Consider the following 24,148-nt stretch of genomic DNA (forward strand, 5'->3'; position numbering starts at 1 on the left):
GTCACGTCCTCTCGACCATGCGGCCGAAGAAGCCCTGCGGACGGAAGAAGATGATGAGGAGGAAGACGGCGAAGATCGCGGCGTTCTGCAATTGCGTCGGCAGGATCAGCGTCGACATCTGCTGCACGAGGCCGATCGTCATGCCGCCCCAGAACGCGCCGATGATGCTGCCCATGCCGCCGAGCACGACGCCGGCATACATGACGATGACGTATTCGAGGCCGACGAAGGGGTGGAACGGGTAGTTGGTGGCAAGCAGGCCGCCGGCGATCGCGGTGATGCCGCAGCCCAATGCGAAGGCGGTGCGATGCGCGCGGTCGACGTCGATGCCCATATAGGTCGCAGCCGTCGGATTGTCCGCGGCGGCGCGGAGCGACTTGCCGACCCGCGTGCGCGTGATCAGCAGCGACAGCAGGACCATGATCGCCAGCGAGACGATCATATCGATGCTGCGGGCCTTGTTGAGGAAGATGCTCATGTCGAAGAAGGGCCCGAGCTCCCAGGCCGAGCTCGACAGCGGCGTGCGGATCGAGGCCAGCACGGAGCCGAACACGATGAGGCCGCCATTCTGCAGGATCAGCGCGATGCCGAGCGTGAGGATGAGCTGGGCGTAATGGCCTTCGCCTTCGAGCGAGGCGGTGCGCGTCCCCGACACGTGCGAGATCAGCGCCCGATGCACGAAATAGCCGAACAGTGCGAGCACCGGCCCGGCCAGCAGGATGGCGACGAACGGCCCGACGGCATTGCTGAACAATGTCTGGATGCCGGCGGCGGTGAAGAGATAGAAGGCGGTGTACATGCCGAGCATCATGAAATCGCCATGCGCGAAGTTGATGACGCGCATGACGCCGAAGATCAGGCCGAGCCCGACGCACATCAGGCCGTAGACGGCGCCGATCAAAAGCCCCGCGGCGAGCGCTTGCAGGAATCCTTCCATCAGCCCTGCCTCCGCGCCGCTGACAATTCCAAGCTGGTCTCGAGATCGACCATGTTTCCCCCGTACTCTCCGGCACTTCTCATGATGCCGATCGTAAAGCCCGTTCCGTTGCGTTCAGGCGGCACTGCGCGGCGATGTCGCCTGCATTGCCGAGCTGCTCGCAATCGTCGATGAGTTGCTCGAGCCGATGCGCGCGGTCCTCACCGAGGACTCCCGCTGCCGAGCTGCGAAAGCGTGCGCGAATATCCGCAGGTGTTGCGGCAATGACGTCGGGCAGAGCGTGCCGGATGGTCCGGCCGTCGCGCAGCTGCACGGACACTTCCGCACCCTGCTTGCCGGGGAAGGCGGCGGTGAAGCCGGCGTCAGCCTTGAGCTCGGTCACCGAGATCAGGCGGATGACGTCGGCATCGTCGAGCTCGGCGTAATTGTCTTCCTCGATCTCGCCCCGCGCCAGCGTCGCCGCGACGCTGAAGGGAATGCTCATCTTGGCCTGGAGCGCATTGCGGTAGGGACCTATGGAGTCGCAGCCGGGGTAGCGAACCGCCGCATCCGGCGCGTGGATGACGACCCGGTCGATCTCCTCCGCGCTGGCGAGTTCGTGCGAAACGCGTAGCGCCGCTTGCGCGGCGGTCTGCGCGAAATTGCAGGCCGGCACCGGCTTGTTGTAGACGGCCATGATCTCGCACTCGCCATTGGGGAAGAGCGCGATGCTGTCCGGCGCGGCCTGGCGGCGATAAGCGGCGAACAGGCCGGCTTCACCCTCCAGTATGGTTTCCGAGCCGAAGGCGCCGGCTGCGGCCAGGCCAATTGCCTTGATCGCATTGCTGGCTGCAAAGCCCGGATGGAAATACATGTCGGAGCCACCGGCATGCGGCCACTCGTTGAGCCCGCTGGAGGTATTGGCCGCGATCGCGATCGCGCTGGTGGCCTGGTCCTCGGAAAGGCCGCGTGCAAAACTTCCCGCGAGCGCGGCGCCCAAGGGGGCCACGAGGCCGGTCGGGCGATAGAGGCGTGCGAGGTCCGAGGTCAACAGCGCGCGGCCGATCCTTGCGCCGGTCTCATAGCCGATGATGGCGGCCGTCAGCAGTCTGGCGCCGTGCAGCGGCGTTTGTTCGGACAGCGCGAGAAGGGCCGGCCAGATCACCACGCCGTGGTGCGCGATGCTGGCCGCATGCATGTCTTCGCGCACGAGACCGTGCCCCATCACCGCATTGGCGAAAGCTGCGTCGGCTGGCGAGGAGAGTTGCGACGTCCCGATGATCGTTGCGCTGTCGCCGGCTTGCGCGATCGCAATCGCCTGGCGGCTCCAGGTATGATGGCCTGCCTCGAAGGCGCAGGACAGGAAGTCGAGCAGGCAGAGTTTTGCCTTGGCGATGATTTCCGGCCCGAAACCTCCGAGATCCCGCGCGAGCACGCTCCGCGCCATCTGGCGCGCGAGCGGCATCTTGCCTGATCTTGACGGGCCGGTCGTCATCGCCGGTCGTTCTCCCCTGGCTTGTGCGATCAGCCGCGCATCTCGACCCCGGCCCACTCTTCGAGCACCTTGGCGATCGAGGTGAAGTCGGATGAGGCGCCGTATTTGGCATTGGTGATCGCCAGCATCTGCCGCACCACCGCGCCGCAGACCATCGGCACGCCCATCGCCTCGGCCTCGTCCACGCAAAGACGGACGTCCTTGTAGGAAAGGCCGGTGGCGAAGCCGAAATCGAAGGTGCCGGGCAGCACCGCGCGGGGGAATTTGTCTTCGGAGGCGCTGTTGCGGCCGCTGCTGGCGTTGATGATGTCGATCAGCACTTTTGCGTTGACGCCGCCCTTGACGCCCATCGCGACGGCTTCCGAGGTGATGACGAGCGCGGCTGCTGCCATCAGATTGTTGGCGAGCTTGGCGGTCTGCGCCACGCCCGGCTTGTCGCCGGTGTAGAACAGCTTGCCGAAGTTCTTCAGGATCGGCTGCACGGTGTCGTAAGTCGCCTGCGGGCATGAGACCATCACTGCGAGCGTGCCGTTGACGGCGCCCTTGATGCCGCCGCTCACGGGCGCATCGACGAGCGTCATCCCCTTGGCCTTCAGGCCTTCGGCAACGAACTTCGCTGCGCCGGGCCCAGACGTCGAGAGATCGATGACGATCTTCGCACGGTTGCCGCTGCTGATGCCGTCCTGGCCGAGCGCAACGGCCTTGACGATGTCGGGCGTCGGCAGGCTGGCGAGCACGATGTCGGATCGTGAGGCGACGTCGGCCGGCGAACTGGCGAGCAGTGCGCCGCGCTTGACCAGCGGCTGAGTCGCCTCGACCTGCGTGTCATAGACGACGAGCGAATAGCCCGCGTCCATCAATCGTCCCGCCATCGGGCCGCCCATGCGGCCCGTGCCGATTACGCCGAGAATCTCTCCCGCCATCGTCTACTCCCTGTCGCGCGATCCCGTGACGGGCGCGCCTTCTTCATCTCGTTGGTCGAACGCGTTCGCCGGCCGGCCGTCTCGGCCGCCGTCGTCGTGGCAGCGGGGATCCCGCGCCAACGGGCCAGATTGTTATGATTGTCAGACAAGCTGTCAAGCATAACATTTAGGGTCGACAGTTTGCCGCGGATCGGCATAAGGTTCGGGAAAACGAGGAAGACGCTCCGCGTGCCGCAAGTCCCAATTCCGAGTGTGAGCAAGACGCTCGCCGATTTCGTCGCTGCTTCGTCCTGGGCGGAGGTGGAGGCGCAGAGCCTTGAGGCGCGTCGATCGATTCTCAATTTCTTCGCGACGGCGCTCGGCTCCGCGCGCGATCCCGTGGTCATCTCGGCGATGCGCACGCTGTCGCCGTTCAGCGGGGCCGCGACATCGACGGTCATAGGTCACTCGCAGCCGATGGATGCGTTGTGTGCGTCATTTCTCAATGCCATCTCGGCCAATTTGCTCGACTTCGACGACACCCATCCCGAGACGATCATTCATCCCGCCGCGCCAGTTGCTGCGCCGATATTGGCGCTTTCGGAGATGCGCAAACTGTCGGGCCGGGAGGTGTTGACCGCATTCATTCTCGGCGTGGATGTGGAATGCCGCATCGGCAATTCAGTCTCGCCGCGCCACTACGCGCGCGGCTGGCACATCACCTCGACCTGCGGGATTTTTGGCGCGGCGGCGGCGTGCGCGAAACTACTGGGCTTGCCCGCGGAGGGGATTGCGAATGCAATCGGGCTCGCGGCGAGCCAGTCGGCGGGGAATGTCGAGAACCTGCCCAGTGCAGCCAAGAATGTCAGCGTCGGCAACGCGGCGCGGAACGGATTGTTTGCAGCACTGCTTGCGCAGCAGGGCTATGAAGCGGCGCCCCGCGCCATCGAAGGCCCGCTCGGCTGGGCGCGCACCATGGGAGACGAGCCCGATATTGCTTGCCTGCTCGATGGTCTCGGCAAGACCTGGGAGATCGCGAAGAACACCTACAAGCCTTATCCCGCCGGCATCGTCTTTCACGCGGTGATCGACGCCTGCCTCTCATTGCGCGAGCGCATCGGCGGGCGGGTCGACCAGATCGAGCTGGTGACGGTGCAAGGCTCGGCGCTGCTGCTTGCCCGCGGCGATCGCCCGGTCAACAACCAGCGCGATGCGCGCGTCAGCATCCATCATTGCGTGGCATGCGGATTATTGCTCGGCACGGCCGGGGTCGCCGAGTTCGCGCATGAGGCTGTGGTCCGGCCCGATATCGTGCAGCTGCGGCAGAAGGTGAGGGCGGAGCTGGACGGCGAGATGCCCGATGGCGCCGCGCGCGTGACGTTGCGACTGTCGTCCGGTGAGGTCCTCACCGAGACCGTCATTTCGCCGCGTGGCAGTCTTGCTGCGCCGCTCTCAGATCGCGACCTCGAGGCCAAGCTGCGCGAGGCCGTGCGGACCGGCCGAAGCGACTGGGATGCGGACCGTGTCATCGACGCAGTCTGGCGGCTTGATTCGGTCGACGACGTCGGCAATCTCCTGCAATCGCTGCGACCGGCATCGCGCTAATCAACTTCCAACCAAACTCTCAAGACCTGAAAGGGACGATCATGAGCAAGACCGAACTGTTCGAAAAGGGCCTCAAGGTTCGCAAGGAGGTGCTCGGCGAGGACTACGTCAACAAGTCGATTGCCGGCGCCGACGAGTTTACGCGCACTATGGCGGAATGGTCGACCGAATTCTGCTGGGGTGCGCTGTGGACGCGGCCCGGCGTCGACCGTCGCACGCGCTCGATCGTTAATCTGGCCATGCTCGGCGCGCTGAACCGTCCGCACGAGCTGAAGCTGCACGTCAAGGGCGCCCTGAAGAACGGGCTGACCAAGGAGGAGATCAAGGAGATCCTGCTCCAGGTCGCGGTGTATTGCGGCGTTCCGGCCGGCATCGACGCCTTCCGCAATGCGCGCGAGGCCTTCAACGAGGTCGACGCGGCCGGTTCCTGAGCTACTCCCATGGCTGACCCGGACTACGAGCTCTTCGCCATCCGCTACGCAACGCGGGATGCGCAGCGGAGCGAGCACTTCATCGGCGGCGACCCGCATGACGGGCCGATGCCGATGGACTATTTCATGTGGCTGGCGCGGGGAGGCGGGCGCAGCTTCGTCATCGACACCGGCTTCAACGCGGAAGTGGCCAGGCAGCGCAGGCGAAATTTCCTGCGCTGCCCGGTCGAGACGCTTGCCGCGTTCGATATCGACCCTGCCGACGTCGGGGATGTGATCCTCACGCATCTGCACTACGACCATGTCGGTAATTTCGACCGGTTTCCGAACGCGCGATTTCATCTGCAGGAACGCGAGCTCGCCTATGCCACCGGGCGCTATATGCAATATCCGCGGCTGTCGCATTCGTTCGAGGTCGAGGACGTCTGCGGGATCGTGCGGCTGAATTACGCACGCCGGGTGCTGTTCTACGACGGCGATGCCGAGATTGCGCCCGGGCTGACGGTGCATGCGGCGGGCGGGCATTCCGCCGGTCTTCAATTCGTCCGCGTCAACACACGCCGCGGCCCTGTCGTGCTCGCTTCCGACGTCAGTCATTTCTACGAGAACATGACCAGCGAGCGTCCGTTCACGACGGCGTTTCATGTCGGCGACATGCTTGTCGGCTTCGACAAGCTGCGCGTCGCGGCGCCTGGCGCGGACCACATCGTCCCCGGCCATGATCCGCGCGTCATGACGCTCTACCCGGCGCCAAGCCCGGAGCTGAATGGGATTGCGGTTCGCCTCGACGTGGCGCCGACCGCAACGCCGGCGTAACCGCGCGTCGCGGGTTCCAGGTCTGCCTCTGCACCGCGGCGGTTCGGAACCAAAGCCACCGCCTTCGCATTCGCAATGGATCGCCGAATGCTTGACGGTGGAGGACGATGAGGGACAGCACGTCGGAAGTGGCCGAGGTCAGGGAGGCCGTTCACCTCTGCATCGACATGCAGAACATTTTCGCCCCCGGCGGTCTGTGGGCGACGCCATGGATGGAGCGGGTCCTGCCGGCGATCGTCTCGATCGTCGCGCGCCACCAGGCCAGAACCATCTTCACGCGCTTCATCACGCCGCAGGATCCGGAAGACCGTCCCGGCCAGTGGCAGCGCTATTTTCATCGCTGGAGCCAGGCAACGCGCAAGCATCTGCCGCCATCCGCGCTCGAGCTGGTGCCCGCGCTGAGCAAGTTCGTTCCGCCGGCTGCCATGATCGACAAGCCGGCCTATTCGGCGTTCAGCAATCCCGCCCTCGCGGGCCTGCTGATCGACAAGAACGTCGGCACGGTCGTGATCTCGGGCGCTGAGACGGATGTCTGCGTGCTCTCGACGGTCCTGAGCGCGGTCGATCTCGGCTTCAGGGTCGTCATCGTCGAGGACGCCTTGTGCAGTTCGTCCGACGTCGGGCATGACGCGCTCATGACGATGTATCGCACCCGCTTTCACGGCCAGGTTGACCTGGTGACGACGGAAGAACTGGCGGAGTTCTGGCGGGAGTAGGAGGCGATCCGCTCAATTGACGTTGTCGGCGAGCATGTTGTGGACGGCCGCGGCGACCGCCGAAACGCCGCTCGCATCGTGCATCAGCGCGATCTCGCCCTGCTGGGCGTGGCGAATGGCATGCGCCATGATGCGGAGGCGCGGGTCTCCGCTACTCCGCCACATCCGGTCGGCCATCCTGACCGCGCCCATGTGATGCCTGCTCATGGTCTCGACGAACACCGCGTCGAACCGGTCCGCCGGCGCGGCCTTGACCTGTCGCATCTCGGCCTGAGTCAGGAAGCCCGGCATGGCGGCACGCTCTTCGGTGCTGCAGTCGGGCATCTCCGTGTCGAACCAGCTCAGCCACCAGTTCTCGAAGATCCGGCTCTCGCCGGCCTGGCTCGCGACCATCAGCATCGCGAGCTTGCGCAGATGCGGGTCCTGGGCGCGCTCCACGGCGATCCGGGCCAGCTCGATGCCCTGGGCATGATGCGCCGTCATGTGACGGATATAGGTCTGGTCCGCATCCCTGTCGCGGCCCATCCAGGGCGGCTCGTAGCCGTGGCTGCCGAATAGCGCGATCACGCCGAGCAGGGCCATCACAGCCAGCGCACCGGTGATCCAGGCATTGGTGAAACGGATATCGCGCCCGGCTGCAGCGCCGCGTCTCCAGCGCAACCGGGCGAACAGGGGATACATCAGGGCCGAGGTGCCATGAACGAGCAGGCCGATCCAATAGGGCTGCTGCAGCGTGAACAGCGGCTGCCAGAACGGAAACAGCGGCACCAGCACGAACCATTCCGTGGCCGACGAGAACGCGGCCCAGGGCAGCGCGAGCAGCAGGATAGTCGCCGGCCGCAACTCGGCGGTCCAGCGTCCGAGCACACCGAAGAACACCAGCGCCCAGGAAAAATCCGCCCATTGATGAAAGGCGATCCCGGTCAGGACCGCACTCCATGACGGCTCCGCGCTGATCGCCCAGTCGCGCGCGGGAATGGCGGCGACCGTCATCCAGTCGACCGCGGCATCGCGGCCGATCCGCGCGGCGAACAGCTGGCTGACGATGGTCGAGAAGGTGCTGCTGATCAGGCCGAGCTCGGCGGCGGCAATCCAGCGCGAACGTCGTCGTCTCCCCGTGACCCGCGACGAGCCTTTGTCAGTGCGCCGCGCTGCATTGGCAAGTGCTGGTCGCGGCTCTGCGTTCACGTCAGCTGCTTGAGCTTCTTCAGCGGGTTGAGCTCACTCGGCTTGTCCCGTTCGTCGCGGCCGCGCTCGGCCTCGGCCTTGCCGTCATCGTGCAGATCCTGGTCGCCGATGATCTCGCCGACGGCTTGCCTGGTCTTGCCGACGATGCGTTGCTGAAGTCCCTTTGTCTTGCCCATGGCTTGTCTCCAAATGGCTGTCTCCCAAGGTGACCTGCCTCCCAGACCCACGCCGCTAACCCCGGCGCCTGAAGGGGCGGTGAGCGCCGGGGTTGCGGTTTCGTGCTGTCTGCCTCCGGCAGGGGGGACGTCGGAGGCGTTGATCAGACTCTCTGACGCGCGGATGGTTCCTCGCGGCCTTCAGCGCGGATCGAGCGCGATGATCACGCCTTCATTGCCCCGGAGCAGGATGGAAGCATCCGGCAGCGGCTCCGGCGGCCGGTCGAGATGCGTCGACATCAGCAGGCGGCCGCGGCCCAGCCAGTGCCATTTGCGCGGCTCGGCGGCGATGTTGAGCGCGACCAGAAATTCGTTGCGCCCGTCGGTCCGCTTGTAGGCGAGAACGTCGTTCTGCGCGCGCAGCGGCTCATGTCCGCCGTGATGCAGGCCCGCATGCTCGCGCCGCAGCGTGATCAGCGCGCGAAACAGCGCCAGCATCGAATGCTCGTCGCGCCGCTGCCCGGCAACATTGGCCGCGCCATCGGAAGGCTCCAGCGGCAGCCACGGACGGCCCGTGGTGAAGCCGCCGTCGGGGCTGTCGTCCCATCGCATCGGTGCGCGCTCGGGATCGCGGCAGAGGCCATATCCCGGCACCAGCCTCTCGAAAGGATCATGGACGCGGTCGGGTGGAATGGGCACGCGCTTGCGGCCGATCTCGTCGCCCATGAAGAGGAACGGCGTTCCCCGCAGCGTCATCAGCAGCATCGCCAGCACGCGCATCTGCGCCTCGCCGATCTTGCTGGCGACCCGCTGCTTGTCGTGGCCGCCGATCACCCAGACCGGCCAGGCATGCGCGGGCAGGGCGTTGAAATAGGCGTCGATCGCCGCTTGCAGCGACAGCGCGCTCCACGGCGTATCCAGCAGCGCGAAATTGAGCGGAAGATGCAGGCGCGGCTTGTCGTTGCCGTAGAAGTGGCCGACGCGATCGGTCTTGCCCTGGACTTCGCCGCAGAGCATGCGCCCCCGATAGCCGTCGATCACCTCGCGGATGAATTCGATGCAATCCATCGTCTCCGGCCGGTCGTCGGTGAAGACGGGCGTCTGGCGCTGCGGCGGCGGCTTGCTCCCGGCCGCCGGATTGGGCGGGTTGTCGCGCAGCAATTCGTCCTTGATCAGGACCGCGCTGGCATCGACGCGAAAGCCGTCGACGCCGCGGTCGAGCCAGAAACGCATCACGCCCGCGATCGCGCCGCGCACCTGCGGATTGCGCCAGTTGAGGTCGGGCTGCTCCACCAGGAAGGAATGATAATAGTATTGCCGCCGCGCCTCGCACCATTCCCAGCCGCTGCCGCCGAAGCGGCTACGCCAGTTGTTGGGCGGCCCGCCGTTCTCGGCCGCATCGGCCCAGATGTACCAGTCGGCCTTGGCGCTGGCGGGCGAGCTGGAGCTCTCGACGAACCATTCGTGATCATCGGCGGTGTGATTGGGAACGAGGTCGAGGATGAGTCGGATGCCTTCGGCGTGCAGGGCTTCGAGCAGCCGGTCGAAATCCTCGAGGCTGCCGAAGGCAGGATCGATCGCGCAATAGTCGGAGATGTCGTAGCCGAGGTCGCGGAACGGGCTCTTGTAGATCGGCGTCAGCCAGACTGCGTCGACGCCGAGCCATTTCAGGTAGTCGATGCGCGACAGCAAGCCGGCGAGATCGCCCTTGCCGTCGCCGTTGGAGTCCTGGAAGGAGATCGGTGCGATCTCGTAGATGACGGCGGATTCCCACCACGCAGCCTTATCACGGGACTCGACGCTCATCGCCTTGCTTCACCTCATTATCGGCGGGCGCTGCGATCTGCCTGGCCGCCGTTCTGACGCTCTCGATGCCCTTGGGGAAGCCGCTGCGGTTCGGATACAGCTTGCGCCGTGCCTCGCGCGGCGGCCGCCTCGGCCTGGTGTCCTGCGCGGCGCGGTAGTCGAGCATGGCGATGCCGCCGACCATCAAGAGCGCCAGCGCGATGTTGCCCTTCTTGGGATTGTCGGCTGTCAGCCCCGACAGCAGCGCGGCGGCATCGAGACCGTCGCCACCGACGCGGGCCCACAGGCCGGCGTTCTTGTCGACCGACAGCGACATGATCCCGGCCAGGATCTCGCGCACACCGAAGGCGCGGACCATGGTCTCATGGCCTTCCATGCCCAGCGTTTCCGTGACGCGTCTCGGCGCGAAGAATTCGACGACGCCAAGGCCGATGCTGAACCAGCCGAGCGCGCGGGCGAGCTGATCTTCAGGCCGCTTCAGGCTCGGCCCGCCCTCGACGATTTTCGGATCGCCCTTGGTGCGGACGATGTTGGAGAAATGAAACATGGCTTGCTCCTTCAGGGCCTCAGCACGACCTTGACGCAGGAATCGCGCTTGTCACGAAACACCTGGTACATCTCCGGTCCTTGTTCGAGCGGGACGGTGTGGGTGATGACGAAGGAGGGATCGATCTCGCCCTCCTCGATGCGGCGGAGCAGGTCGTCGGTCCAGCGGTTGACGTGGGTCTGGCCGGTCCGCATCGTCAGGCCCTTGTTCATGAACGCGCCCATCGGCAGCATGTCGGACAGGCCGCTGTACACGCCGGGCACCGAGATGATGCCGCCGGGCCGGCAGACATAGATCATCTCGCGCAGCACGTGGGGCCGGTCGCTTTCCGCCATCACCATCTGCTTGGCGCGGTCGAGCAGCGTGTCGGGCAGGGAGGCCATCACATGCGATTCCATGCCGACGCAGTCGATGCACTTTTCCGGTCCCCTGCCGTCGGTGAGCTCGTTCAGCCGTTCCACCACGCTCTCGGTCTCGAAGTTGATGATGGTGGCGCCGCCGGCTTCCGCCATGCTGAGCCGCTCGGGCAGGCAGTCGATCGCGATCACCTGGTTGGCGCCGAGCAGGATGGCGCTGCGGATCGCCATCTGCCCCACGGGACCGCAGCCCCAGATCGCGACGGTGTCGGTCGGCTCGATGTCGCATTGCACGGCGGCCTGCCAGCCGGTCGGGAAGATGTCGCTGAGGAACAGCAGCTGCTCGTCGGGAATGCCTGGCGGCACCTTGATGTGGGTGGCATCGGCATAGGGCACGCGGAGATATTCGGCCTGGCCGCCTGGATAGCCGCCGGTCAGATGGGTGTAGCCGAACAGGCCGGCCGTCGTGTGTCCGAACACCTTGTCGGCCAGATGGCGTTTGCGGTTGGTGGTCTCGCATACGGAAAAATTGCCGCGCTTGCACTGGTCGCATTCGCCGCAGATGATCGTGAAGGGCACGACGATGCGATCGCCCTTCTTCAGCTTGCCGTCGACGCCGGAGCCGACCTCGACCACTTCGCCCATGGTCTCGTGGCCCATGATGTCACCGGGCAGCATGCCCGGGATGAAATTGTGGAAGAGGTGCAGGTCGGAGCCGCAGATCGCGCAGCTCGTGACCTTGATGATGGCATCGCGCGGGTCCTGGATCTCCGGATCGGTGACGGTGTCGCAGCGGATGTCCTCCTTGCCGTGCCAAACCAGCGCCTTCATCCTTCCGTCCTCCCGACTGAACCAGTTGGCCATCTAAGTCGAGGGGTGAACGATGGTTGCTATCGCCGCGCGCAAATTCTTCGCACTGCACCGGCTGGCGCAAATCGCGACGCGGATAGGAACGAGCGCGCGGCGCATTGATTGGGCGTGATCAACCGCAAGCGAGGACACGCTCATGCCCGCCAATCAACTCGCAATCGTCACCGGCGCTTCCACCGGTATCGGCCTGGAACTCGCAAGGTGCTGCGCCCAGGCGGGTTTCAACCTCGTCATCGCCGCGGACGAGCCGATGATCGAGCGGGTGGCGGTCGATCTGCGCAGGCTCGGCGTCAGCGTGGAGGCCGTTGAAGCCGATCTCGCCACCACCGAGGGCGTCGACAAGCTCTGCGCCGCGGTCGGCGACCGGCCGATCGATGCGCTCTTGGCCAATGCCGGAATCGGCCTCGGCAAGGCTTTCCTCGATCAGGATTTTGCCAGGATCAAGCATCTCGTCGACACCAACATCACCGGCACGCTCTATCTGATCCATCGCGCCGGCAACGAGATGCTGCGGCGCAAGTCCGGGCGCATCCTGATCACGGGCTCGATCGCCGGCTTTACGCCCGGCAGTTTCCAGGCGGCCTATAACGCCAGCAAGGCGTTCCTGGACTCATTCTCGTTCGCGCTGCGCGAGGAATTGCGCGACAGCGGCGTCACCGTCACCTGCCTGATGCCGGGCGCCACCGAGACCGAGTTTTTCCGCCGTGCCGACATGATGGACACCAAGGTCGGCACTGAGCAGAAGGACGGCGCGTACGACGTCGCCAAGGCCGGCTTCGATGCGATGCTGCGCGGCGAGTCCGATGTCGTCACCGGGCTGAAGAACAAGATCCAGAGCACGGTCGCCAACGTCACGCCGAACGAGATGCTGGCCCGGCAGCATCGCAAGATGGCCGAGCCGGGCACGGCGAAGTCGTAGGGCGATGTCGCCGCAATTTCCGCGGCGCTGCGCGGCTGAACAAGCGGGCCGACAAAAGGAGGAAAGCCGATTCACATAGCCTAATGCGCGGCGGCCCCGAAGCAGTCAGATTATGTGGGCTGGAACGGGGCTGAGATAGCGATGGATCGCATCGAACAGGCTTTTGTCGCGACCGCAATCACGGGTTTTCTCGTAATGTTGGCGGCATTTGCCTGGATGATGATGAGCTGACGCGGAAAGGCTTGCCGTCTTGCGCGTCGCGCTACCTTACGCCGCCGTTGTCTTGTGCCTGGCGGTGACCGCTTGGCTCGCCTTCGCGCATCTGTTCTGATCGTCTGCGAACCTGCAAATCAGCGGTCGCGCCCGCCGGCGGGGTGCGGCGGGTGCGGCGTTCCTGCTCGAGCTCGTCGCGTAGGCGCAGTGCACTCACGAGATGGTCACTGCTGCGCAGCAGCGCCATGGCCTCGCGAACCAGCTCGTGCGAATGGCTGAGCAGTTGCTTGTCGATGTTGGTATCGGGTGCGTAGATCATCGAACGTCACTCTCGTTTGCGAGAGGCGGTGGTGATGCTGCATCGCATCATCCCGGTTGACCACCGACGAGGCTTGCAAGGTTGTCCGCCATGGCCGTGATGTCGATCGGCTTCTCCCAGAGCGGCACGTCCTGGAATTCCGCCCCGATGCTGATCCTGTCATAGCCCGTCGTGAACACGAAGGGCACATGGCGCGCCCTGAGCTCCCGGGCGATCGGAAAGATCGGCGCGGCGCGGATGTTCACGTCGAGCACCGCGGCATCGAGAACGCCGCCATCGTGCAGCATCTCGACCGCATCCTCGATGTGGCCGACCGGACCTGCGATTTCCGCGCCCAGCGTGCGCAGCGCGTTGCCGATGTCGTCGGCGAGAAAATATTCGTCCTCAACCACGAGGATACGGCGACCCATCAGCGGCGCGCGTTGACGTGACGGTGTGGGCGACACGGACATGATCCCTCCGACGTTCCCTCCTCGATATTTGGAACATAAGGCCGGAGGGCGCCTTGGTGCAAACGATACAACCGAAGGCGGGTTCCATGAGCAACCGCGATATCATCGTCATCGGGGGCTCGGCCGGAGCGACCGCGCCACTGAAGCAGATCCTGGGTCATCTTCCCGCGGGTTTGCCGGCTGCCGTCTTCGTCGTTCTGCACATTCCGGCGCAGGGGATCGGCATACTCTCGACGGTCGCCAGCAGTGCCGGGCCGCTTCCGGTGCGTCAGGCCGAGAACGGCATGAAAATCGAGCCCGGCCACGTCTATCTGGGGGCGCCGGACCATCATCTGCTGTTGGCGGAGGATCGCATCTTCCTCGGGCGCGGACCGCGCGAGAACATGGTCCGCCCCGCGATCGACGCCCTGTTCCGCTCGGCGGCTCTCCATCACGGGCCTCGCGTGATCGGCGTGCTCCTCAGCGGCCTGTTGTCCGACGGGGCGGCGGGCCTCAACGCCATCAAACGCTGCGGCGGAATGGCGGTGGTCCAGGACCCCGCGGACGCCATTTCCGACGAAATGCCCAGGCGCGCGATGGAGGCAACCACCATCGATCTCTGCGTGCCCGGCGCCGGTATGGGCGACGTCCTGTCCGATCTCGTCAGGGAGAAGGCCGGAGCGGTTTTGCCGATTCCGCCCGAGATCAGGCTCGAGGTCGAGATCGCAGCCGGCGACCGGATCGGCAGCGATAATCTCTCTGCGATGGCCGACCCCGTTGCCCTGACTTGCCCGGCCTGCGGCGGCGTCATGTCCGAGATCAAGGAAGCGCGTCCGCTGCGTTTCCGCTGCCAGGTCGGCCACGCCTATACGGCCGATGCGCTCGCGAGGGAGCAGGAGGGGCGGGTGGACGAGGCCCTGCGTGTCGCACTACGCATCATCGAGGAGCGCGCGGAACTGGTGCACCGTATGGCCTCCGATGGCCGCCGCAGCGGCCGGCTTGCGGTCGCCGAGATGTACGAGGCGCGCGCGGCCGAGTACCGCGAATATGCCGACATGATTCGCCGCGTCGTGCTACAGTCGCTCGAGCCTGCTGTAGGCAAACGGGAGACATGAAGTCTCACCATGACCATCTCCCTGACCGAACGCACTGCGCAGCTCGATGCCGAGCAGCGCCTTCTGGTGAAGGCCGATAAGGACATCGAGGAGGGCTGGCAGCGCATCCGCGATCAGGAAAATCGCGTGCGGGAGCTGATGGCCGATGGTCACGATACACGCCAGGCGGAGCGGCTCGTCGACCTGCTCAAGCAGACCCTGATCGAATGGGAGCGCCACCGCGTGCTGATCGTGCAACGCGTCAATTATCTCCGGCAGCAGGTCGAGACGGGGTAGCCGGAAGGCGGCTGGAAGCCGGCCTTCTGAACTCTGCGCCGAGCTCGAACAAACAATCGAGCTGCCGCTCAGCGCGGCGGCGATAGCGGCCGTTCTCGTCGAGGAGCCGGCGGGCCGTCGCAACAGCGTCCTCGGCGCGCCTGATTAGGGCCGCGAGTTCCGGCGAGAGTTCCTGAGAGATCGGCATCGCGCGGTCCTGCGCTACCGACGGAGTATGGGCCTTCCGGCCCGGGCTGGCAACGCCTGGGCCGGGAATCGAAAAAGCATCGGGACATTTTGGCCTTTGATCTGTTGGGGTAATATCGATTTCTGCTATTTGCATGGGCCGGGCGCCCTTTGGTCCCGGCAAGCGAAAGAGAGCTACCAGAGCCATGAATGAAGTCGGCGGCCAGCCGGTCGATGGAGAGCGCCAGATCAAAGCCCCGCTGATTATCGGCGTCGGCGCTTCCCCTGGTGCACTGGACAGCATTGAGCGCTTCTTCGCCAAGCTGACCGTCGGGGCGGATCAGGCCATCGTGCTGGCGCTTCAGCATCACGAGGCCTTCGACGGGCCGCGGCTGCACGAGGCCGTGCGAAATTCCAACGGCGGCAAGATCGCCGAGATTGTCGACGGCCATGCGGTCGAGGGCGGCACCATTTATCTCTGCCCGCCGGCGATGATCACCACCATTCAGGGCGACCGGTTCGCAATCCGCAAGGCCGAGCAGGCCCCGGGCGAGCGCGCCACGATCGACAGCTTCCTGGTGTCGCTCGCGGAGGAACGCGCCGAGCAATCCATAGGCGTTCTGCTCGCCGGCACCGGCGGCGACGGCACGCTCGGCACCGCGACGCTGAAGGATCATGGTGGCCTGGCCATCGCCGAAAGGGTCGCGAGCCAGAAAGAAGCCGAGCATCTGATCGACGGCAACACGCCCGCGTCCATCGCCGACTACGTGCTGCCGCCGGAGGAGATCCCCGAGCACATCCAGGTCTACGCCCGCCATCTCAGGCGCCTGGAGGAGAAGCAAGGCTTCGACGAGGTTCTGGCCGCGGCCGCGACCTCGCTGTCACGCATCGCCGACATCCTGCGCACCAAGACCGGTAACGATTTCCACGGCTACAAGCAGAATACATTCCTGCGCCGCGTGCAGCGGCGCATGCAGGTGGTCCAGATCGACGAGATTGCCGCCTATGTCGATTTCCTGCGCAACGACAAGGACGAGGCGCAGAACCTCTTCAACGACCTCCTGATCGGCGTCACCGAATTCTTCCGCGACAAGCGCGAATTCGAGGTGCTGGAAAACCAGATCGTCCCGAAGATATTCGACGGCAAGAGCGCGGGTCAGCAGGTGCGGATCTGGGTGCTCGGCTGCGCCACCGGCGAGGAGGCCTATTCGATCGGCATTCTCCTGCGCGAGCACATGGCGCGGATGGATTCCAGCCCGCAGGTCCAGATCTTCGCAACCGACATCGACGGACGTGCGCTGGCGGCCGCGCGCGTCGGCCGCTATCGCACCAATATCGAGGCCGACATGACCAGCGAGCGCCTGGCGCGCTGGTTCGTGCGCGAGGGCGATACTTACTGCGTGGTCAAGGAGCTGCGCGAAATGTGCATCTTCTCGCAGCACAACGTCATCAAGGACGCGCCGTTCTCCAAGCTCGACCTGGTCTCCTGCCGCAATCTGCTGATCTACCTTAATGCCGAACTGCAGAACCGGGTGATCCCGCTGTTCCACTTCGCGCTGCTGCCCGAGCGCTATCTCTTCCTCGGCAATTCCGAGAATGTGACGCGGCATCCCAAGTTGTTCGTTCCAATCGATCGCCGCGCCCGCATCTTCAGGAAGCTGGAGACCGGAACGCGGCTGCCGCCGGAATTTCCGATCACGACGTCGGCGGGGAGGGTGCCGGTCGAATTGCAGCCTGTGCGCTCGTTCGGCCCCGATGTCGGCCTGGAACGCCGCGCCCAGCGCATCGCGGAGCGCTATGCGCCGGCCTATGTCATCACCGACGACAATTTCCAGATCCTGCACTTCTCCGGCCGTACCGGCCGCTACATCGAGCCGACGGCAGGCGCGGCCACGCTCGACCTGCTTCAGCTCGTGCACCGCGATCTCCGGCTTGAATTGCGCACCGCGCTCAGCCGTGCGGCGGAAGCCAGCGAGCCGGCTCACGCCGAGCAGGTGCAACTCGGGGTCAACGGCCACCGAGTCCTCGTCGACATCACCGTCGAGCCGATCCAGGACGGCGCCGGCGGCCATCGCAACTTCGTGGTGCTGTTCAAGGACGGCCCGGTCCGCACTATCGAGGCCGACCAGGGCAATCCCGGCGCCTTGGTGCGCACCGAGCACGTCGAGCGTCTCGAAAGCGAGTTGCGCGCCACGCGCGAGCGCCTCCAGGCAACCATCGAGGAGCTCGAGAGTACCAACGAAGAGCTGAAATCCTCCAACGAGGAATATCAGTCCCTCAACGAAGAGCTGCAGTCGGCCAACGAGGAGCTCGAGACCTCGCGCGAGGAGTTGCAGTCGGTCAACGAGGAACTGACCACGGTCAACGGCGAGCTGGCCCATCGCGTCCAGGAATTGACGCGAGCCACCAGCGATCTCAAGAACTTCCTTGAAAGCACCCAGATCGCCACCGTCTTCCTCGACAACGATCTGCGCGTGATGAACTTCACCCCGGCGATTACCCAGATCCTGCATCTTGTCGAAACCGACACCGGCCGCCCCATTGCTCACATCAAGGCCCGCGTTCCCATCGAAGAGCTCTATGAGGACGTCCGCCGCGTGCTGCGCACACTCGCGAGCGTCGAGCGCGAGTTGAGCGCGCCCGACAGCGGCACACGCTATATCGTGCGCATCCTGCCTTACCGCAGCATCGACAATTTCATCGCCGGGGTCGTCATCACCTTCATCGACGTCACCGCTATCACCCGGGCCGAGGAGCGGCAGCGCCTGCTGCTGGCCGAGCTCCAGCATCGGGTCCGCAACACGCTCAGCGTGGTGCGGTCGATCGCCCGCCGCTCGGCGGAATCGAGCAAAACCGTCGAGGAATACGCCGCCCATCTCGACGGACGGCTGAACGCGTTTGCCCGCACCCAGGCGCTGGTGACACGCGATCCGGAAGGCGGTGTCGACCTCGAATATCTCGTGGTCGAGGAGCTCATGGCCTACAACGCCAGGGAAGGCGAGCAGATGCGGGTCTCCGGCCCCAGGGTGCGTTTCCAGCCCAAAGCCGCGGAAACATTTGCGCTCGCGATCCACGAGCTTGCGACCAACGCGCTGAAATACGGCGCCTTGAGCCAGCCGAGCGGGCGTATTGAAATCGGCTGGCGCATCGACGAAAGCACGGAGCCCGCGGAGCTGGTGTTCGAATGGCGCGAGCGCAGCGGGCCACAGGTCAAGCCGCCGCCGCGAAAGGGCTTTGGCACGGAGCTTCTGGAGCGCACGCTGGCGTTCGAGTTCAAGGGGCAGACCTCCCTGGCATTCGACCCCCCGGGGCTGCAATGCACGATCGCTATTCCGCTGAGCAGGCGCACGTTCCACACACCGGCGATGGCTGACTGATGTCCTTGTCGACCTCCGATCGCAGCCTGGTGGAGCTGGTCATTCGCCGGCTGAACGTGATGCGGCCGTTGTCGTCGGAGGCCCGTGCGTCGCTTGAATATGCGTTGCTCGAAGGTCTCGAGCGCGCCGGGGCGAGTGAAGACCTGATCTCGGAGGGCGATCCCGTCGACAGCGTCCGTGTGGTGCTATCAGGCTGGCTCTGCCGCTACAAGACGCTCGAGGACGGCCGGCGCCAGATCGTCAATTTCATCTTTCCGGGCGAGAGCTGTGACGCGCACGCGTTCTTGCTCCCCGTGATGGACCATTCCATCGCGACAATGACGCCGGTGGTCTACGCCGAGATCAAGCGCGCGCGTTTCGAAAGTCTGACGATGAGCGATCGCTCGCTCGCCGAGGCGTTCTGGTGCGAGACCCTCGTCAACAACGCCATCCAGCGCGAATGGGCCATTAACCTTGGTCGCCGCACCGCCCTGGAGCGCGTGGCGCATCTGTTCTGCGAGATATTCGAGCGGCTTCGTCCCGTCGGGATGGTCGACGGCAATTCCTGCGTCATGCCGGTCACGCAGATGGACCTCGCCGACGCCACCGGGTTGTCGGTGGTGCATCTTAACCGGACGGTGCAGGAGCTGCGTGCGACCGGTCTGATCGTGCTGCGCGACCGCACGCTGACCATCAACGATCTCGACGCGCTCAAGGACGCGGCGTTGTTCTCGCCGAACTACCTGCAGCTCTATCGGCGCGATTGATCAGGCCGGGACAGGGCTGGCTTAACCGAGACCTTCGGTGCGTCCGGGATTGGCCGGCTCGCCCCCCCGAAGCGCCGTGCATTCGGCTCGCTTGCGATACTCCTCCGCCATTTCCAGCAGCGCAGTCCGCGTTGCGGGGGAGGAGCTAAGAGCGGCCTGGCTCTCGCAGGTTTTCTGCAGTCGGCGATAGTCGTCCATTTGCACCAATCCAAGCCGGTCACTCGATGTTCCAAGATTAGCAAATTTAGTCACCGACTAATTTAACCTAGGTTATGCCGCGACCATGGATGCGCCTGGCCTGCAACCGCTGCGGTTCTGGAACGTTCTAGAACCATCGCTATGCGCGATGACCTCAATCGGTAAGAACGCAACGGAGCGCTCCGACCCAGTGATCAGGGAGAACGCCCATGTTGACGCGGCGTCGAGTGAAGCAAACGGATCTGTTGGAGATGCGTCTGACCGCCGAAGCGGAGCGGCTGCGCGAAGAAGCCAAGTCGCTTCCGCCCGGAGCGGCGCGCGACGAGATGTTGCGCAAGGCGCGCCAGGCGGAGACCGGGTCCCAGATGAGCGAGTGGCTGCGCTCGCCGGGCTTGCAGCCGCCGGTTTGACGCCGGCTTGGCCTGGCGTGTGAACGGAGCGAAGCGTGCAGCAATTCAGGCGGCACGCGCCGGGAACGGGTTAGATGTCGGCGCGTACCGATGCGCTGATGTCGTGGGCAGAAACCGGAAAAATGAGCGCCACGTCCATCGTCCCCGTTGTGTCCGGTTGTCACCCGGCGGTGCCTTCAGTCAACGCCGCTTCGCGGTTTTGGTTCGCCGGTTGTAGGGCGAGCGGTTGGCCGGCCTCAGCGAAATCCCTTCGCGCTGCGCCTTGCTGCGAATGGCCGCGACCGGGCGCTGCAGCTTGATGCTCATCACGCCCGCGGGCGTGTTTCCCTTCGCGAGCTGCTTCAGCTTGCTCACATCCGCAGGCGTCCACGGTTGGCGCGCACGGCGCTTGTACGCGGGATTGGCCTTGCGCGGTCCCTTGCGGCCGATCGGTGAGCCCGGCCGTTTCCATGCTGCTTTTGCCATGATGATCCTCCTTCAAGTCGTTCTTGAACATGCGAATCAGCATTTCGGTTCCGGCGCAGTCGATTATCGTGACGAACGGCACGCGAGCACGAGGGACGATTCCGCCGTCCTCGCGCAAAATCGCGCAGCTTTAACTTTTTGAAATGCCGGAACCCGCCGTTGCGACGGAAGCTGAATGACAAGAGAACCTCGACCCCGGCGTCCGATCGCCCGCCGGGGCCGATTTCCGTCCAACCGAAATCACCGTGAAGAACAATGACCGCCAAACGCAACCGCAGGAAACAGACCCGATCGCTCCAGGAGCGATTGGCCGCATTTGCCGAAAACGCCCGCGAACGCGCGCGCAGCCTGCCGCCTGGCAGGGAGCGCGAGATGCTGCTGCGGCGCGCCAAGCAGAACGAAGTGACCTCGAACCTGACGGACTGGCTGAGCGCACCGGTCTGCACGAGACGAGGAGAGTGACGATGCGCAGCTTCAAGCACTACCGCGCGTTCCAGATCGATCCGGACGGGCATGTGTTCGGATGCATCAATCTCGTCTGCGATAATGACGAGCAGGCCAAGCGCGAGGCCGCCTCGCTCGTGCTGGCCCATCGCATCGAGCTGTGGCGGCTGGACCAGCGCATCGCGAAATTCGATACGCCGCAGGACGTGGCGCGCCAGTAGCGGCAAGGAACCGGTTGCTGCCCCCCGGGTTGGTCGGATGATACCGACTTCGCCGGGAGCCAGCATGACGGATGCCGAAATTCGCAAGGGGATGCCGCCCGTCAAGCTGTCGCGCGAGGAGTTCGAACGGCGCTACAAGCGTCAGTTCATCGATCCCGCCTTTGCCCCGCTGCAGCGCGAGCTCGATGCCGTCGTCGGTGCCGCCTGGGACGCCTATAGCCATTCGCGCAAGGCGCCGTTGACGCGGAAGGCGGGCGCGGGTTTCTCCGACCCCGACTACGACATTGCTATCGACTGGCTCGACGCGCGCGCGAAGATCCTGGCGGCGCAGCGCCGGCATGACGATGCGCAGGAGACGCCGCGCATTCTCATCATTAATGGCTCGGCCCGGAGCGAGCACACCTGTCCCGGCGAGATGTCCAAGACCTGGCGTCTGGTCAAGTTGGCCGAACCTGTTTTCGTCGAGATGGGGTTTGCGGTGGACATCCTCGATCTGTCGCGCCTCGCCTCGGAGTTCGGCAAGAATATTCATCCCTGCAAATCCTGCGTCGGCACGGCCATGCCGCTCTGTCACTGGCCGTGCAGCTGCTATCCGAACTATTCGCTGGGGCAGACCGGCGACTGGATGAACGAGATCTATCCGCTATGGGTCGCGGCCCACGGCATCCTGATCGTGACGCCGGTGAATTGGTACCACGTGCCGTCCGGGCTGAAGGCGATGATGGACCGCATGGTCTGCGCCGACGGCGGTAATCCCGATCCGACCTCGACGCATGGCAAGAAGGCCGATGAGGCCAAGGCGATGGAGCTGAAGGGCTGGCCCTATCCGCGCCATCTCGCCGGCCGTCATTTCGGCGTGGTCGTTCATGGCGACGCCGTCGGTGCCGAGGGCGTGCGCCGCGCTTTGTCGGACTGGCTGACCGACATGCAGCTGATCTCGGCGGGGCGCTTTGCCGAGCTCGACGGCTATGTCGGCTACATGGAGCCATATGCCACCTCGCATCGCGAGCTCGACGACGACGGGGAATTCCAGCAGGAGGTCCGGAACGCGGCGCGCGCGCTCGGCAATGCCGTCCGCCTAGCGCGGAGTGGGCAGCTGCAGGAGCCTGGCGCCGGTCTTGCGGATCCGAATCCCAAATGACCGGCGCGCGGTTCGATTGCCTGGTCGTCGGCGGCGGCCCTGCCGGGCTGATGGCCGCGATCTATCTGGCACGCTTCCGCCGCAGCGTTTGCGTCGTCGACCTTGGCGCCAGCCGGGCCGCGCTGATCCCGCGCAGCCACAACGTTCCCGGCTTCGTCCACGGACTATCAGGCGCGGACCTGATCGCGCGCATGTCGGCGCAGCTGGGCGAGCTCGCCGTCGAGCGCGTGGAAGCCGAGGTTACCGCCTTGCAGCGGCGCGACGAAGGCTTTCAGGCGATCTCGAACGGCGGCGCGCTTGAGGCCAACACCGTCATCCTCGCCAGCGGCATCGTCGACAGCCATCCGCCATTCGAGCAATGGCGCGCCGCGGTCGCGGACGGGCTGCTGCGCTATTGTCCCGTCTGCGACGCTTTCGAGGCGACCGGCCGCCGCATCGGCGTCGTCGGTCCGCTTGGCCGGGCCGCCGGCAAGGCACTGTTCCTGCGCGGCTACTCGCGCGAGGTGACGCTGCTCGCGACCGGACAGGACGACGAGGAGAGCGTGACATCGGAGCTGGTCGAGGCCGGCGTCGACATCGTGTTCGCGCCCGACCTGCGCTTGCGGCGAAGGGTGGGGGGCCTCGAGGCCGTTTTCGCCGATGGCCGGACGATGCAATTCGACACGGTCTATCCGGCGATGGGGGCCGAGGTGCGTTCGCAGCTCGCGGTCTCGCTGGGCGCCGATCATACCGGGGAGGGTTATCTGAAGGTCGACGACCATCAGCGTACCTCGGTTGACGGCCTTTACGGCATCGGCGACGTCGTCACCGACCTGCACCAGATCTCGGTCGCATTCGGCCACGCCGCGGTTGCCGCATGCTCGATCCACCACAGCCTGCCGCGGCGCCTGGCATGAAGAGCGCGGCACCAGACATCGAAGACGTCGCGGCCGGATCTTCGACGAAGACCTCTGTTTACGCAGCGCTGCTCGGCAATGTCCTCGTCGCGGTCACCAAGATCGGCGCCGCTGCGTGGACGGGAAGCTCGGCGGATGACGAGCGAGGCCGTGCATTCGCTCGTCGACACCACCAACGAGATCCTGCTGCTCTACGGCTACCGGCGCGCGAGCCGTCCGCCCGACGAATGCCATCCGCTCGGCTATGGGCGCGAGCTGTATTTCTGGAGCTTCATCGTTGCATTGCTCATCTTCGCGCTGGGCGCCGGTGTCTCGCTGTATCAGGGCATTCTGCACGTCGCCGCACCCGAGCCGATCGAAGATCCCATGGTCAGCTTCGTGGTGCTCGGCCTGTCGTTTCTGTTCGAAGGCGGCTCCTGGCTGGTCGCCCTGCGGCACTTCAGCGCCGATGGCCGGCGCTTCGGATACTACCAGGCGTTCGTTCGCAGCAAGGATCCGCCGGCATTCATGGTGCTGCTCGAGGACAGTGCGGCGCTGGTCGGCATCGCCATCGCTGCTGCGGCCACAGCGGCTGCCGTATGGCTGGAGCAACCGGTCTGGGACGGCATCGGCTCGATCCTGATCGGCATATTGCTGGCGATCACGTCCGTCGGCCTCGCGCGCGAGAGCAAGAGCCTGCTGATCGGCGAGCCTGCCGATCCGGAGCTGGCGCGGTCCGTCCTGGATATCGCAAGGCGCTCGCCCGGCGTGCTCAGGGCCAACGGCCTTCTGACGGTACAGCTGTCGCCGGCTGAGATCGTCGCCGCCCTGAGCGTCGAGTTTGCGGATGACAAGCGCGCGGACGACATCGAGCAATGTGTCATTGCGATCGAGGCGGAAACCCGCAAGCGGCATCCGGGCGTGGCGGCGCTGTTCATCAAGCCGCAGACCAATGTCCGCTACCGCGCGCTGCGCGAGAGGCGCTTCGGCTAGCGCCGCATCGCGGTTCCGCGGACGTCACAATCGGCCG

General features: G+C 65.2%; 25 protein-coding genes and 1 pseudogene. 15 read left to right on the top strand and 11 right to left on the bottom strand.

What is annotated here, in order from left to right; translation table 11 throughout:
* Position 1: 1 nt before the first annotated feature.
* From GGD67_RS32570 to GGD67_RS32580, 3 genes are all read right to left on the bottom strand, one after another.
* The gene (locus GGD67_RS32570) at positions 2–937 is read right to left on the bottom strand and encodes a branched-chain amino acid ABC transporter permease (protein ID WP_179738539.1); all 936 of its coding nucleotides are present in this window, start codon (positions 935–937) and stop codon (positions 2–4) included.
* Positions 938–1,016: 79 nt separating this feature from the next.
* On the bottom strand, positions 1,017–2,411 hold the full coding sequence (locus GGD67_RS32575) for an MmgE/PrpD family protein (protein ID WP_179738541.1): 1,395 nt from the start codon (positions 2,409–2,411) through the stop codon (positions 1,017–1,019).
* Positions 2,412–2,440: 29 nt separating this feature from the next.
* Positions 2,441–3,334 (bottom strand): NAD(P)-dependent oxidoreductase, encoded by an 894-nt coding sequence (locus GGD67_RS32580; RefSeq protein WP_179738543.1) that lies wholly within the window; start codon positions 3,332–3,334, stop codon positions 2,441–2,443.
* A 228-nt stretch (positions 3,335–3,562) separates the two neighbouring features.
* Between GGD67_RS32580 and GGD67_RS32585 the strand changes: the two genes are divergently transcribed.
* The 4 genes from GGD67_RS32585 to GGD67_RS32600 all read left to right on the top strand — a co-directional run bounded on the left by GGD67_RS32585 (position 3,563) and on the right by GGD67_RS32600 (position 6,881).
* Positions 3,563–4,918, top strand: a complete 1,356-nt coding sequence (locus GGD67_RS32585; RefSeq protein ID WP_179738545.1) for an MmgE/PrpD family protein — start codon at positions 3,563–3,565, stop codon at positions 4,916–4,918.
* Positions 4,919–4,959: 41 nt separating this feature from the next.
* Positions 4,960–5,349, top strand: a complete 390-nt coding sequence (locus GGD67_RS32590) for a carboxymuconolactone decarboxylase family protein (RefSeq protein WP_008557256.1) — start codon at positions 4,960–4,962, stop codon at positions 5,347–5,349.
* 9 nt (positions 5,350–5,358) lie between these two features.
* Positions 5,359–6,165: an N-acyl homoserine lactonase family protein gene (locus GGD67_RS32595; protein ID WP_179738547.1), complete on the top strand. Its 807-nt coding sequence runs from the start codon at positions 5,359–5,361 to the stop codon at positions 6,163–6,165.
* A gap of 107 nt (positions 6,166–6,272) precedes the next feature.
* The gene (locus GGD67_RS32600; protein WP_179738549.1) at positions 6,273–6,881 is read left to right on the top strand and encodes a cysteine hydrolase family protein; all 609 of its coding nucleotides are present in this window, start codon (positions 6,273–6,275) and stop codon (positions 6,879–6,881) included.
* Between the two features lie 12 nt (positions 6,882–6,893).
* Here the strand turns inward: GGD67_RS32600 and GGD67_RS32605 are convergent, their stop codons facing one another.
* The 5 genes from GGD67_RS32605 to GGD67_RS32625 form a co-directional block, all read right to left on the bottom strand.
* Positions 6,894–8,069, bottom strand: coding sequence for a DUF305 domain-containing protein (locus GGD67_RS32605; protein WP_179738551.1), 1,176 nt, complete (start codon positions 8,067–8,069; stop codon positions 6,894–6,896).
* A complete protein-coding gene (locus GGD67_RS32610; RefSeq protein WP_018320614.1) occupies positions 8,066–8,245 on the bottom strand; it encodes a hypothetical protein in 180 nt (59 codons plus the stop codon). The genes GGD67_RS32605 and GGD67_RS32610 overlap by 4 nt, the downstream gene beginning before the upstream one ends.
* A 180-nt stretch (positions 8,246–8,425) precedes the next feature.
* A complete protein-coding gene (locus GGD67_RS32615) occupies positions 8,426–10,030 on the bottom strand; it encodes an alpha-amylase family glycosyl hydrolase (protein ID WP_179738553.1) in 1,605 nt (534 codons plus the stop codon).
* Positions 10,011–10,577 (bottom strand): hypothetical protein, encoded by a 567-nt coding sequence (locus GGD67_RS32620; RefSeq protein WP_018320612.1) that lies wholly within the window; start codon positions 10,575–10,577, stop codon positions 10,011–10,013. Before GGD67_RS32620 ends, GGD67_RS32615 begins: the two co-directional genes overlap by 20 nt.
* An 11-nt stretch (positions 10,578–10,588) precedes the next feature.
* A complete protein-coding gene (locus GGD67_RS32625) occupies positions 10,589–11,764 on the bottom strand; it encodes a zinc-dependent alcohol dehydrogenase (protein ID WP_018320611.1) in 1,176 nt (391 codons plus the stop codon).
* 175 nt (positions 11,765–11,939) lie between these two features.
* On the opposite strand from GGD67_RS32625, the gene GGD67_RS32630 reads away from it, so the two are divergent.
* Complete coding sequence (locus GGD67_RS32630; protein ID WP_179738555.1) at positions 11,940–12,722, top strand: SDR family oxidoreductase; 783 nt, start codon at positions 11,940–11,942, stop codon at positions 12,720–12,722.
* Positions 12,723–12,984: 262 nt separating this feature from the next.
* Here the strand turns inward: GGD67_RS32630 and GGD67_RS32635 are convergent, their stop codons facing one another.
* Positions 12,985–13,254 (bottom strand): hypothetical protein, encoded by a 270-nt coding sequence (locus tag GGD67_RS32635; protein WP_179738557.1) that lies wholly within the window; start codon positions 13,252–13,254, stop codon positions 12,985–12,987.
* Positions 13,255–13,301: 47 nt separating this feature from the next.
* Complete coding sequence (locus GGD67_RS32640) at positions 13,302–13,706, bottom strand: response regulator (protein ID WP_179738558.1); 405 nt, start codon at positions 13,704–13,706, stop codon at positions 13,302–13,304.
* A gap of 86 nt (positions 13,707–13,792) precedes the next feature.
* Between GGD67_RS32640 and GGD67_RS32645 the strand changes: the two genes are divergently transcribed.
* The 5 genes from GGD67_RS32645 (at position 13,793) to GGD67_RS32665 (ending at position 19,972) form a co-directional block, all read left to right on the top strand.
* Positions 13,793–14,800, top strand: a complete 1,008-nt coding sequence (locus GGD67_RS32645; RefSeq protein ID WP_179738560.1) for a chemotaxis protein CheB — start codon at positions 13,793–13,795, stop codon at positions 14,798–14,800.
* Between the two features lie 9 nt (positions 14,801–14,809).
* A complete protein-coding gene (locus tag GGD67_RS32650) occupies positions 14,810–15,076 on the top strand; it encodes a hypothetical protein (protein WP_179738563.1) in 267 nt (88 codons plus the stop codon).
* A 371-nt stretch (positions 15,077–15,447) separates the two neighbouring features.
* Complete coding sequence (locus GGD67_RS32655; protein ID WP_179738565.1) at positions 15,448–18,618, top strand: CheR family methyltransferase; 3,171 nt, start codon at positions 15,448–15,450, stop codon at positions 18,616–18,618.
* A complete protein-coding gene (locus tag GGD67_RS32660) occupies positions 18,618–19,364 on the top strand; it encodes a Crp/Fnr family transcriptional regulator (RefSeq protein WP_179738567.1) in 747 nt (248 codons plus the stop codon). The genes GGD67_RS32655 and GGD67_RS32660 overlap by 1 nt, the downstream gene beginning before the upstream one ends.
* Positions 19,365–19,771: 407 nt before the next feature.
* Positions 19,772–19,972 carry a hypothetical protein gene (locus tag GGD67_RS32665; protein ID WP_018320604.1) on the top strand — a complete coding sequence of 67 codons (201 nt, stop codon included), beginning with the start codon at positions 19,772–19,774 and terminating at the stop codon, positions 19,970–19,972.
* A gap of 180 nt (positions 19,973–20,152) precedes the next feature.
* Here the strand turns inward: GGD67_RS32665 and GGD67_RS32670 are convergent, their stop codons facing one another.
* A complete protein-coding gene (locus GGD67_RS32670; RefSeq protein ID WP_179738569.1) occupies positions 20,153–20,437 on the bottom strand; it encodes a hypothetical protein in 285 nt (94 codons plus the stop codon).
* 255 nt (positions 20,438–20,692) lie between these two features.
* Between GGD67_RS32670 and GGD67_RS32675 the strand changes: the two genes are divergently transcribed.
* From GGD67_RS32675 to GGD67_RS32695, 5 genes and pseudogenes are all read left to right on the top strand, one after another.
* The gene (locus GGD67_RS32675; RefSeq protein ID WP_179738571.1) at positions 20,693–20,899 is read left to right on the top strand and encodes a hypothetical protein; all 207 of its coding nucleotides are present in this window, start codon (positions 20,693–20,695) and stop codon (positions 20,897–20,899) included.
* A 2-nt stretch (positions 20,900–20,901) separates the two neighbouring features.
* Positions 20,902–21,102 carry a hypothetical protein gene (locus GGD67_RS32680; RefSeq protein ID WP_179738573.1) on the top strand — a complete coding sequence of 67 codons (201 nt, stop codon included), beginning with the start codon at positions 20,902–20,904 and terminating at the stop codon, positions 21,100–21,102.
* 64 nt (positions 21,103–21,166) lie between these two features.
* On the top strand, positions 21,167–22,243 hold the full coding sequence (locus GGD67_RS32685; RefSeq protein ID WP_179738575.1) for a flavodoxin family protein: 1,077 nt from the start codon (positions 21,167–21,169) through the stop codon (positions 22,241–22,243).
* Entirely contained in the window at positions 22,240–23,139 is a 900-nt protein-coding gene (locus tag GGD67_RS32690) for an NAD(P)/FAD-dependent oxidoreductase (protein ID WP_179738577.1), read from the top strand. The genes GGD67_RS32685 and GGD67_RS32690 overlap by 4 nt, the downstream gene beginning before the upstream one ends.
* Positions 23,136–24,111, top strand: a pseudogene (locus GGD67_RS32695) (cation diffusion facilitator family transporter). Before GGD67_RS32690 ends, GGD67_RS32695 begins: the two are co-directional and overlap by 4 nt.
* The last annotated feature ends 37 nt before the right edge of the window (positions 24,112–24,148 follow it).

The sequence above is a fragment of the Bradyrhizobium sp. IAR9 genome (assembly GCF_013408065.1).
GTDB lineage: Bacteria > Pseudomonadota > Alphaproteobacteria > Rhizobiales > Xanthobacteraceae > Bradyrhizobium.

Excerpts from the sequence above, each read along its gene's own strand:
- GGD67_RS32640 (WP_179738558.1), bottom strand. The coding sequence starts at position 13,706 with ATGTCCGTGTCGCCCACACCGTCACGTCAACGCGCGCCGCTGATGGGT.
- GGD67_RS32580 (WP_179738543.1), bottom strand. The coding sequence starts at position 3,334 with ATGGCGGGAGAGATTCTCGGCGTAATCGGCACGGGCCGCATGGGCGGC.
- GGD67_RS32670 (WP_179738569.1), bottom strand. The coding sequence starts at position 20,437 with ATGGCAAAAGCAGCATGGAAACGGCCGGGCTCACCGATCGGCCGCAAG.
- GGD67_RS32575 (WP_179738541.1), bottom strand. The coding sequence starts at position 2,411 with ATGACGACCGGCCCGTCAAGATCAGGCAAGATGCCGCTCGCGCGCCAG.
- GGD67_RS32615 (WP_179738553.1), bottom strand. The coding sequence starts at position 10,030 with ATGAGCGTCGAGTCCCGTGATAAGGCTGCGTGGTGGGAATCCGCCGTC.
- GGD67_RS32610 (WP_018320614.1), bottom strand. The coding sequence starts at position 8,245 with ATGGGCAAGACAAAGGGACTTCAGCAACGCATCGTCGGCAAGACCAGG.
- GGD67_RS32595 (WP_179738547.1), top strand. The coding sequence starts at position 5,359 with ATGGCTGACCCGGACTACGAGCTCTTCGCCATCCGCTACGCAACGCGG.
- GGD67_RS32635 (WP_179738557.1), bottom strand. The coding sequence starts at position 13,254 with ATGATCTACGCACCCGATACCAACATCGACAAGCAACTGCTCAGCCAT.
- GGD67_RS32675 (WP_179738571.1), top strand. The coding sequence starts at position 20,693 with ATGACCGCCAAACGCAACCGCAGGAAACAGACCCGATCGCTCCAGGAG.
- GGD67_RS32690 (WP_179738577.1), top strand. The coding sequence starts at position 22,240 with ATGACCGGCGCGCGGTTCGATTGCCTGGTCGTCGGCGGCGGCCCTGCC.
- GGD67_RS32665 (WP_018320604.1), top strand. The coding sequence starts at position 19,772 with ATGTTGACGCGGCGTCGAGTGAAGCAAACGGATCTGTTGGAGATGCGT.
- GGD67_RS32685 (WP_179738575.1), top strand. The coding sequence starts at position 21,167 with ATGACGGATGCCGAAATTCGCAAGGGGATGCCGCCCGTCAAGCTGTCG.
- GGD67_RS32680 (WP_179738573.1), top strand. The coding sequence starts at position 20,902 with ATGCGCAGCTTCAAGCACTACCGCGCGTTCCAGATCGATCCGGACGGG.
- GGD67_RS32645 (WP_179738560.1), top strand. The coding sequence starts at position 13,793 with ATGAGCAACCGCGATATCATCGTCATCGGGGGCTCGGCCGGAGCGACC.
- GGD67_RS32630 (WP_179738555.1), top strand. The coding sequence starts at position 11,940 with ATGCCCGCCAATCAACTCGCAATCGTCACCGGCGCTTCCACCGGTATC.
- GGD67_RS32620 (WP_018320612.1), bottom strand. The coding sequence starts at position 10,577 with ATGTTTCATTTCTCCAACATCGTCCGCACCAAGGGCGATCCGAAAATC.
- GGD67_RS32590 (WP_008557256.1), top strand. The coding sequence starts at position 4,960 with ATGAGCAAGACCGAACTGTTCGAAAAGGGCCTCAAGGTTCGCAAGGAG.
- GGD67_RS32655 (WP_179738565.1), top strand. The coding sequence starts at position 15,448 with ATGAATGAAGTCGGCGGCCAGCCGGTCGATGGAGAGCGCCAGATCAAA.
- GGD67_RS32660 (WP_179738567.1), top strand. The coding sequence starts at position 18,618 with ATGTCCTTGTCGACCTCCGATCGCAGCCTGGTGGAGCTGGTCATTCGC.
- GGD67_RS32600 (WP_179738549.1), top strand. The coding sequence starts at position 6,273 with ATGAGGGACAGCACGTCGGAAGTGGCCGAGGTCAGGGAGGCCGTTCAC.
- GGD67_RS32625 (WP_018320611.1), bottom strand. The coding sequence starts at position 11,764 with ATGAAGGCGCTGGTTTGGCACGGCAAGGAGGACATCCGCTGCGACACC.
- GGD67_RS32650 (WP_179738563.1), top strand. The coding sequence starts at position 14,810 with ATGACCATCTCCCTGACCGAACGCACTGCGCAGCTCGATGCCGAGCAG.
- GGD67_RS32570 (WP_179738539.1), bottom strand. The coding sequence starts at position 937 with ATGGAAGGATTCCTGCAAGCGCTCGCCGCGGGGCTTTTGATCGGCGCC.